This is a genomic window from Chromatiales bacterium 21-64-14 (genome assembly GCA_002255365.1).
Taxonomy (GTDB): Bacteria; Pseudomonadota; Gammaproteobacteria; order 21-64-14; family 21-64-14; genus 21-64-14.
The window spans coordinates 1-5,691 of the sequence record NCBI01000080.1 but is presented as its reverse complement, the minus strand read 5'-3'; the positions used below and the strand labels follow the sequence as shown (position 1 = coordinate 5,691).

The 5,691-nt window shown below is 62.1% G+C and carries 5 protein-coding genes; 2 read left to right on the top strand and 3 right to left on the bottom strand.

Translation table 11 applies throughout. The features are described from left to right. Nucleotides 1–103 precede the first annotated feature (103 nt). Nucleotides 104–598 (bottom strand): hypothetical protein, encoded by a 495-nt coding sequence (locus B7Z66_15800; protein ID OYV74630.1) that lies wholly within the window; start codon nucleotides 596–598, stop codon nucleotides 104–106. 24 nt (nucleotides 599–622) lie between these two features. Continuing rightward, nucleotides 623–2,812, bottom strand: a complete 2,190-nt coding sequence (locus tag B7Z66_15795; protein OYV74629.1) for an ABC transporter — start codon at nucleotides 2,810–2,812, stop codon at nucleotides 623–625. 549 nt (nucleotides 2,813–3,361) lie between these two features. On the opposite strand from B7Z66_15795, the gene B7Z66_15790 reads away from it, so the two are divergent. Then, a complete protein-coding gene (locus B7Z66_15790) occupies nucleotides 3,362–4,597 on the top strand; it encodes a glycosyl transferase family 1 (GenBank protein OYV74628.1) in 1,236 nt (411 codons plus the stop codon). Nucleotides 4,598–4,616: 19 nt separating this feature from the next. Here the strand turns inward: B7Z66_15790 and B7Z66_15785 are convergent, their stop codons facing one another. Continuing rightward, the gene (locus B7Z66_15785) at nucleotides 4,617–5,030 is read right to left on the bottom strand and encodes an IS200/IS605 family transposase (GenBank protein OYV74627.1); all 414 of its coding nucleotides are present in this window, start codon (nucleotides 5,028–5,030) and stop codon (nucleotides 4,617–4,619) included. 21 nt (nucleotides 5,031–5,051) lie between these two features. Here B7Z66_15785 and B7Z66_15780 point away from each other — a divergent pair. Next, nucleotides 5,052–5,691: hypothetical protein (locus tag B7Z66_15780; GenBank protein OYV74626.1), on the top strand; the 640-nt coding region annotated here is incomplete at its 3' end.

Below are 5,691 nucleotides of genomic sequence, written 5' to 3'. Positions count from 1 at the left end.
TGACGGCGTTTCGGATGCGCTCGCATGTCCCCTTCGCGGCTTCGGGACCTTCCGCTCCCTTCGCCACTTCGGCGACACGCCCGCGCCCTACGCCTACCGCGGACTACCCGCCTCGTGCTTCGCACTTCCCTGGCGGGCAGCGTACGATGTCATGAACCAAAGCCCCGGACTCGGCGTTCCAGACGTTGACTACAACGTGGTTCAGACCACCTTCCGTGGTCTGTATGTGACAAGCGGCCAGGAAACGCCCGTCTGGGCTATAGGTGACAGGCACCGTCACCCCCAGACTCCACCCGGCATTCAGCGAGCGCACAATCCGCCGCGATCGCCAGTCCCACACATAGATCATGCTGCTACCTGGGGAAGAAGCAGCCAAATACCGGCCGTCCGGACTGAAGGCCAGCCCCCAGATATCGTCTTTCGGGTGCAGCGTCACGAGCCTCGTCGTCACCCGGTTCTCGCGCGCCGTATCCCCATAGACCCACTGTAGAAAGGAACGCCACGTATCTCCCACGTCGCACCGCGCCGCCGGAGCAAAGGACACGAGCCCCGCGAGGAGCACCAACAGCCCGGCTCGTTTGAATGTATTGCGCGTCATCGGTCTCTCCGTTGCCCCTCGCCGTTACCCGCGCGCGTCGCTGGCGTCCGCCTTATCCGCCGCCCCCGGACGGGCGCTCTCGAACACCAGAACGTCCTTCGCCCCGATCCGCACCACCTCGTCCACCTGCAGGTTCTTCGGCAGCGCGTGGGCAATGAAGAGCATCGTCGCCTTGCCGCGGAGTTGGTTGACGGTGGCGGCAAACTGCTCCGCGGTCCGGGCGTCCAGGCTGCTGGTGGCTTCATCGAAGATCAGTACCTTCGGCTCCTTCAGCAGTGCCCGCGCGATGGCGACGCGCTGCCTCTGACCTCCGGAGAGCCCCGCACCCCGCTCGCCGATCTCGGTCTGGTAGCCTCGCGGCAGGCGCTCGATCGCTTCGTGGATTTCCGCCATTCTGCAGGCGCGAACGATGTCCTCGAAACCCGCGTGCGGGTTGGCCATGAGCAGGTTGTCGTAGATGGTGCCCGAGAACAGCATGGTTTCCTGCGGCACGACACCAAAGGTGTGGCGCAATTCATTCGCGGACAGATGTCGGATATCGTAGGCGTCCAGTCGAATGGCGCCGCTGCTCGGCGGGTAGAACCCCTGTAGGAGTTTGGCGAGCGTACTCTTGCCGGAGCCGGAGGGCCCCATGATCGCCACCACCCGCCCGGGCTGGACGGTGAGATTCAGATGCTCGTAGAGAAATGGGAGGTCCTGCGCGTAGCGGAAACTCAAGTCCTCGATCTCGATGCGGCCGCGCATCTCGCGCACCCGGTTCGGGAGGATGCCGTAGGGCTCGGGCGGAGCGTTCATGATATCGCCCAGGCGGTCAACCGAGAGCCGCGCCTGCTGGAACTGCTGCCAGAGCCCGACCAGGCGCAGCACGGGTTGGGAGACGCGCGCGGCGAACATCTGAAAGGCTACCAGCATGCCGATGGTGAAGTCGACCCGACGCATGGCGATGTAGGCCCCCATCACCAAAATCAGGAGCGTCATGGTCTGTTCCAGGGCGCTGGCCGCTACGTTGTAGGTGTTGGCGATTTGGCGCACGTCGAACCCGGAACGCAAGTACTCGGCCAGATAGTCCCCGTACTTGGCTTTGATCTGCGGTTCCATCTGGAGACTTTTGACCGTTTCGAGCCCTGCCACGTATTCCGTGGTAAAGGCCTGGTTGCGGGCGGCCAGCAGAAACTGTTCGTTGAGCCGCGTGCGGAAGATCGGTGCCATGATGAAGCTGAGCACGGCGATGGCGCCGACGATTGCCAACGTAATCAGCGTCAGGTACACACTGTAGTAAAACATGAGGGCGACGAACACGGCCAGGAACGGCAGGTCGAGGAGCAAGGTCACGGCGGCACTCGCGACGAACTCGCGGATCATTTCCACACCGCGCAGCCGAGCCGTGATGACCCCGGTGGGCCGGTGTTCGAAGTAACGGGGCGGCAGCTTGAACAAATGTTCGAATACCGCAGCACCCAGTACCGCATCAACGCGATTTCCGGTGTGCAGCACAAGGTACTGACGCACCCAGGACAGAAGCGCCGTGAACAGATTCACCACCACCAAACCGACCCCGATCACGACCAGGGTGTCGACCGTGCGGTGCACAATGACCTTGTCGATCACCACCTGGGTGAACAGCGGCACGCTGAGCGCCAGCAGTTGGATGACGAGGGAGGCGGTCAGAACGTCGCGCCAGACCTTGCGGTGCTTGAGCAGCTCCGGAACGAACCACCGAAAGCCGAACTCCCGGCGGGTGGCCGCAACGGCATCCGGATCGTGGACCGGGCTCGCCTCCGGGGCCAACTGAAAGGCCACGCCCGTGTAACGCTGGGCGAACACATCCGGGTCCAGTGCGGCTGGGACGTTGGTGCCGGCCTCGAACAACACAATCCGGTCATCGTGTTTCTGAATCACGATGGCGGGACGAACGCCGATGGCCGGCGCCTCGGGCTGCGGATCGGAGGCTTCCTGGGGCATCTCCTGGAGCAGGACCAAGCAGGGGAGGCTCAAACAGGTCGCAGCGTGTGCGTCACCATCCATGCGTTTGATGCGAAAGCCCAACGCCCGGGCCGCGTGGATCAGGGAATCGGATGAATAGGGGGGTGGAAACTGGCGGATCAACAGTTCCGCATCGAACGGCTTGCGGTGCAGGGCGCAAAAACTACCCAGCGCCCAGACCAGATCGCTCGCGGCGATACCCGCGATGGTTGCGCCCGAGCAGGCGCCCACCCCTTTGTCCCCGCTCCGTGCAGAGGTAAGTTCTGACGGTAGTCCCACAGTCGTAGAGCTCAAGTTGCCGTCGTGTTGTTGTTATGAAAAATAGCGTATGCGATGATCAGATCGCTCTGTGCTGCTGGGCCTTGTGGCCCCCGGCTCACTCCGCTTCCTCCGCAGCTGTGGCGGGTAGACCATACGATGGAGGCGAATCCACACGCGGAGATCGGCGGGATGCAGCGGTCTCCGGGTTCGTTCTTCCCCGAGGACCGGAGATCGTCCTCCCTATATACGTATACGCTTTGCGCCGGTTCCGCTCGGTGAACGGTGAAATATCGTAATTCGAATGGATGACTACCGTATGAACCGGACGGTTATTTGCTTTGTTTTGTATCAGAGCGCCGGCCAACTAACAAGCGACGTAGTGCGGAATCTATAAACGTAGTGATGAATGCGTCATTTTCCCATGTTCGTTCAGCTACAAATATGGGGGCGCGTCGCACAAACCATTTCCCGTGATCGTGCACATAAACAACGGGTTCCCCTATACCGGATTCACCCCGTATGAAAGTACTGTTCGTCCATCAGACCTTCCCCGGCCAGTACCTGCATTTGGCCCGCTACTTGGGGGCGCAGGCCGGAAACGAGGTCGTTTTCATCACGCAGCGCAAGGACGGCGCGCTGCCCGGAGTGCGTAAGATCATCTACCGACCCCACCGCGCGATTACGCCTCACGTACATCACTATCTGCGCGAGACCGAGGCGGCGGTGATCAATGCCCAGCAAGTGGCGCGGGCGGCGGTGGACCTCAAGGCGTCGGGATTCGTCCCCGATGTAATGCTCGGTCACAACGGGTGGGGCGAGATCTGGTATCTGAAGGATATATTCCCCACCACCCCTCTGATCGGCTATTTTGAGTTTTTCTACCGCTCTCACGGAGCGGACGTCGGGTTCGATCCCAACGACCCGGCGCTCTTCGACACCGCCCCGCGGATTCGCACCAAGAACCTCGGGAATCTGCTGGCACTGGATAGCGCGGATCTCGGTCAATGCCCGACCCGCTGGCAGCATTCGCTCTACCCGGCCCTCTACCACCCGAAGTTGCACATCGTGCACGAAGGGATCAATACCCGTGTGGCCGTTCCCAACGCCGGCGCGCGCCTGAAACTGCCAAACGGTCACGAGTTGACCCCGGCGGACGAGGTGGTAACCTACGTGGCGCGCAATCTCGAACCCTATCGCGGGTTCCCCAGCTTCATGCGCAGCCTGCCCGCCGTTCTTGAGGAGCACCCCCGCGCCCAGGCGGTAATCATCGGCGGCGACGAGACGAGCTATGGGCCGCAACCTCCAAACGGACAAACCTACAAGCAGCAGATGCTTGCGGAGCTCGGGGATACGCTCGATCGCGAGCGGGTACATTTCCTGGGGAAAGTCCCGTATCCAACCCTGCTGACGGCACTGCAGGTTTCAAGCGCACACGTGTATCTTACGTTCCCGTTCGTGCTGTCCTGGTCGATGCTGGAAGCGATGGCGTGCGGCTGCCTGGTCATCGGCTCGCGCACGCCGCCAGTCATGGAGGTGATCGAGGAGAATCGTAACGGCCTGCTTGTGGACTTCTTCTCGCCCGAGGCGATCGCCGGCAAGATCGTCTCCGCCCTAAAGGATCCCGCCACCTACACCCAACTGCGCGAGCATGCACGCCGCACGGTGGTCGAGAACTACGATCTTGATTCCAAGTGCCTGCCGGCCCAACTCGGACTGCTCAAGACCGCGCTCGAATCCGCGACGCTGCGCGCTTGACGGGGACCGGTCCCGCCGGTTAATGGGGTGTCTGCTGCTGCTCGATGTACTGCCGGACGATCTCGATGGGCGCCCCACCGCAGGACCCGGCAAAGTAGGAGGGGGACCACAGCACACCCTTCCAGTAACGCCGAACCAGTTCCGGGCGCTGTTTGCGCAGCAGCCGACTGGAAACGCCCTTGAGGCTGTTCACCAGCTTTGCCACCGCCACCTTCGGCCGATAGGACACCAGCAGGTGAACATGGTCGTCTTCGCCGTCGAACTCGATTAGCTCCGCTTCGAAGTCAGTGCAGACCTTGGCAAAGATGCTCTGCATATCAGCAAGAATCGCCTTGGTGAATACATGCCGGCGGTACTTGGTCACAAAGACCAAGTGGACGTGCAGGTTAAATACACAGTGGCGACCGTGCCGTATTTCTGTTTTTTCTGGCATAAATTAACTATAATACAGGCCATGCAACGGCTCCAGGCATACAAGTTCGAACTCCAGCCCAAACGCGGTCAGGCCAGCGCCTTCCGGCGCGTGTCCGGGTGCTGTCGACTGGTGTTTAATCGCGCCCTGGCCGAGCAAAAGGCCCGGCATGAACGCGACGAAAAACACGCGGGGTATGCGGCGCTGTGCAAAGACCTCACCCTGTGGCGGCACGAGCCAGACACCGCGTTTCTGGCTCGTGCCCCGATCCACCCGCTCCAGCAGGCACTCAAGGATTTGGGCCGGGCCTACACCAACTTCTTCGCGGGCCGCGCCGCCTTTCCCCGCTTCAAGAAGCGCGGCCGTCGCGACAGTTTCCGCTACCCGGACCCGAAGCAGTTCAAAGTCGACCAGGCCAACAGCCGGGTCTTCCTGCCCAAGATCGGCTGGGTCCGCTATCGCAACAGCCGTGCCATCGAGGGAACGCCGAAGAACCTCACCGTGGCGCTGGAGGCCGGACGCTGGTTCGTGTCGATCCAGACCGAGTGCACCGTGCCCGACGCGATGCCGGCGGCCGACAGCGCGGCAGGAGTGTCGCTACCTCGTGAAAGATTTTGGGACATCCCAGTCCCCAAAATCGACTCGCCAACGCGACAAGCTTTTGGGCCCCGGCCGCCCTGCG

Coding starts and splice junctions, on each gene's coding strand:
- B7Z66_15785 (OYV74627.1), bottom strand. CDS start 5,030: ATGCCAGAAAAAACAGAAATACGGCACGGTCGCCACTGTGTATTTAAC.
- B7Z66_15790 (OYV74628.1), top strand. CDS start 3,362: ATGAAAGTACTGTTCGTCCATCAGACCTTCCCCGGCCAGTACCTGCAT.
- B7Z66_15800 (OYV74630.1), bottom strand. CDS start 598: ATGACGCGCAATACATTCAAACGAGCCGGGCTGTTGGTGCTCCTCGCG.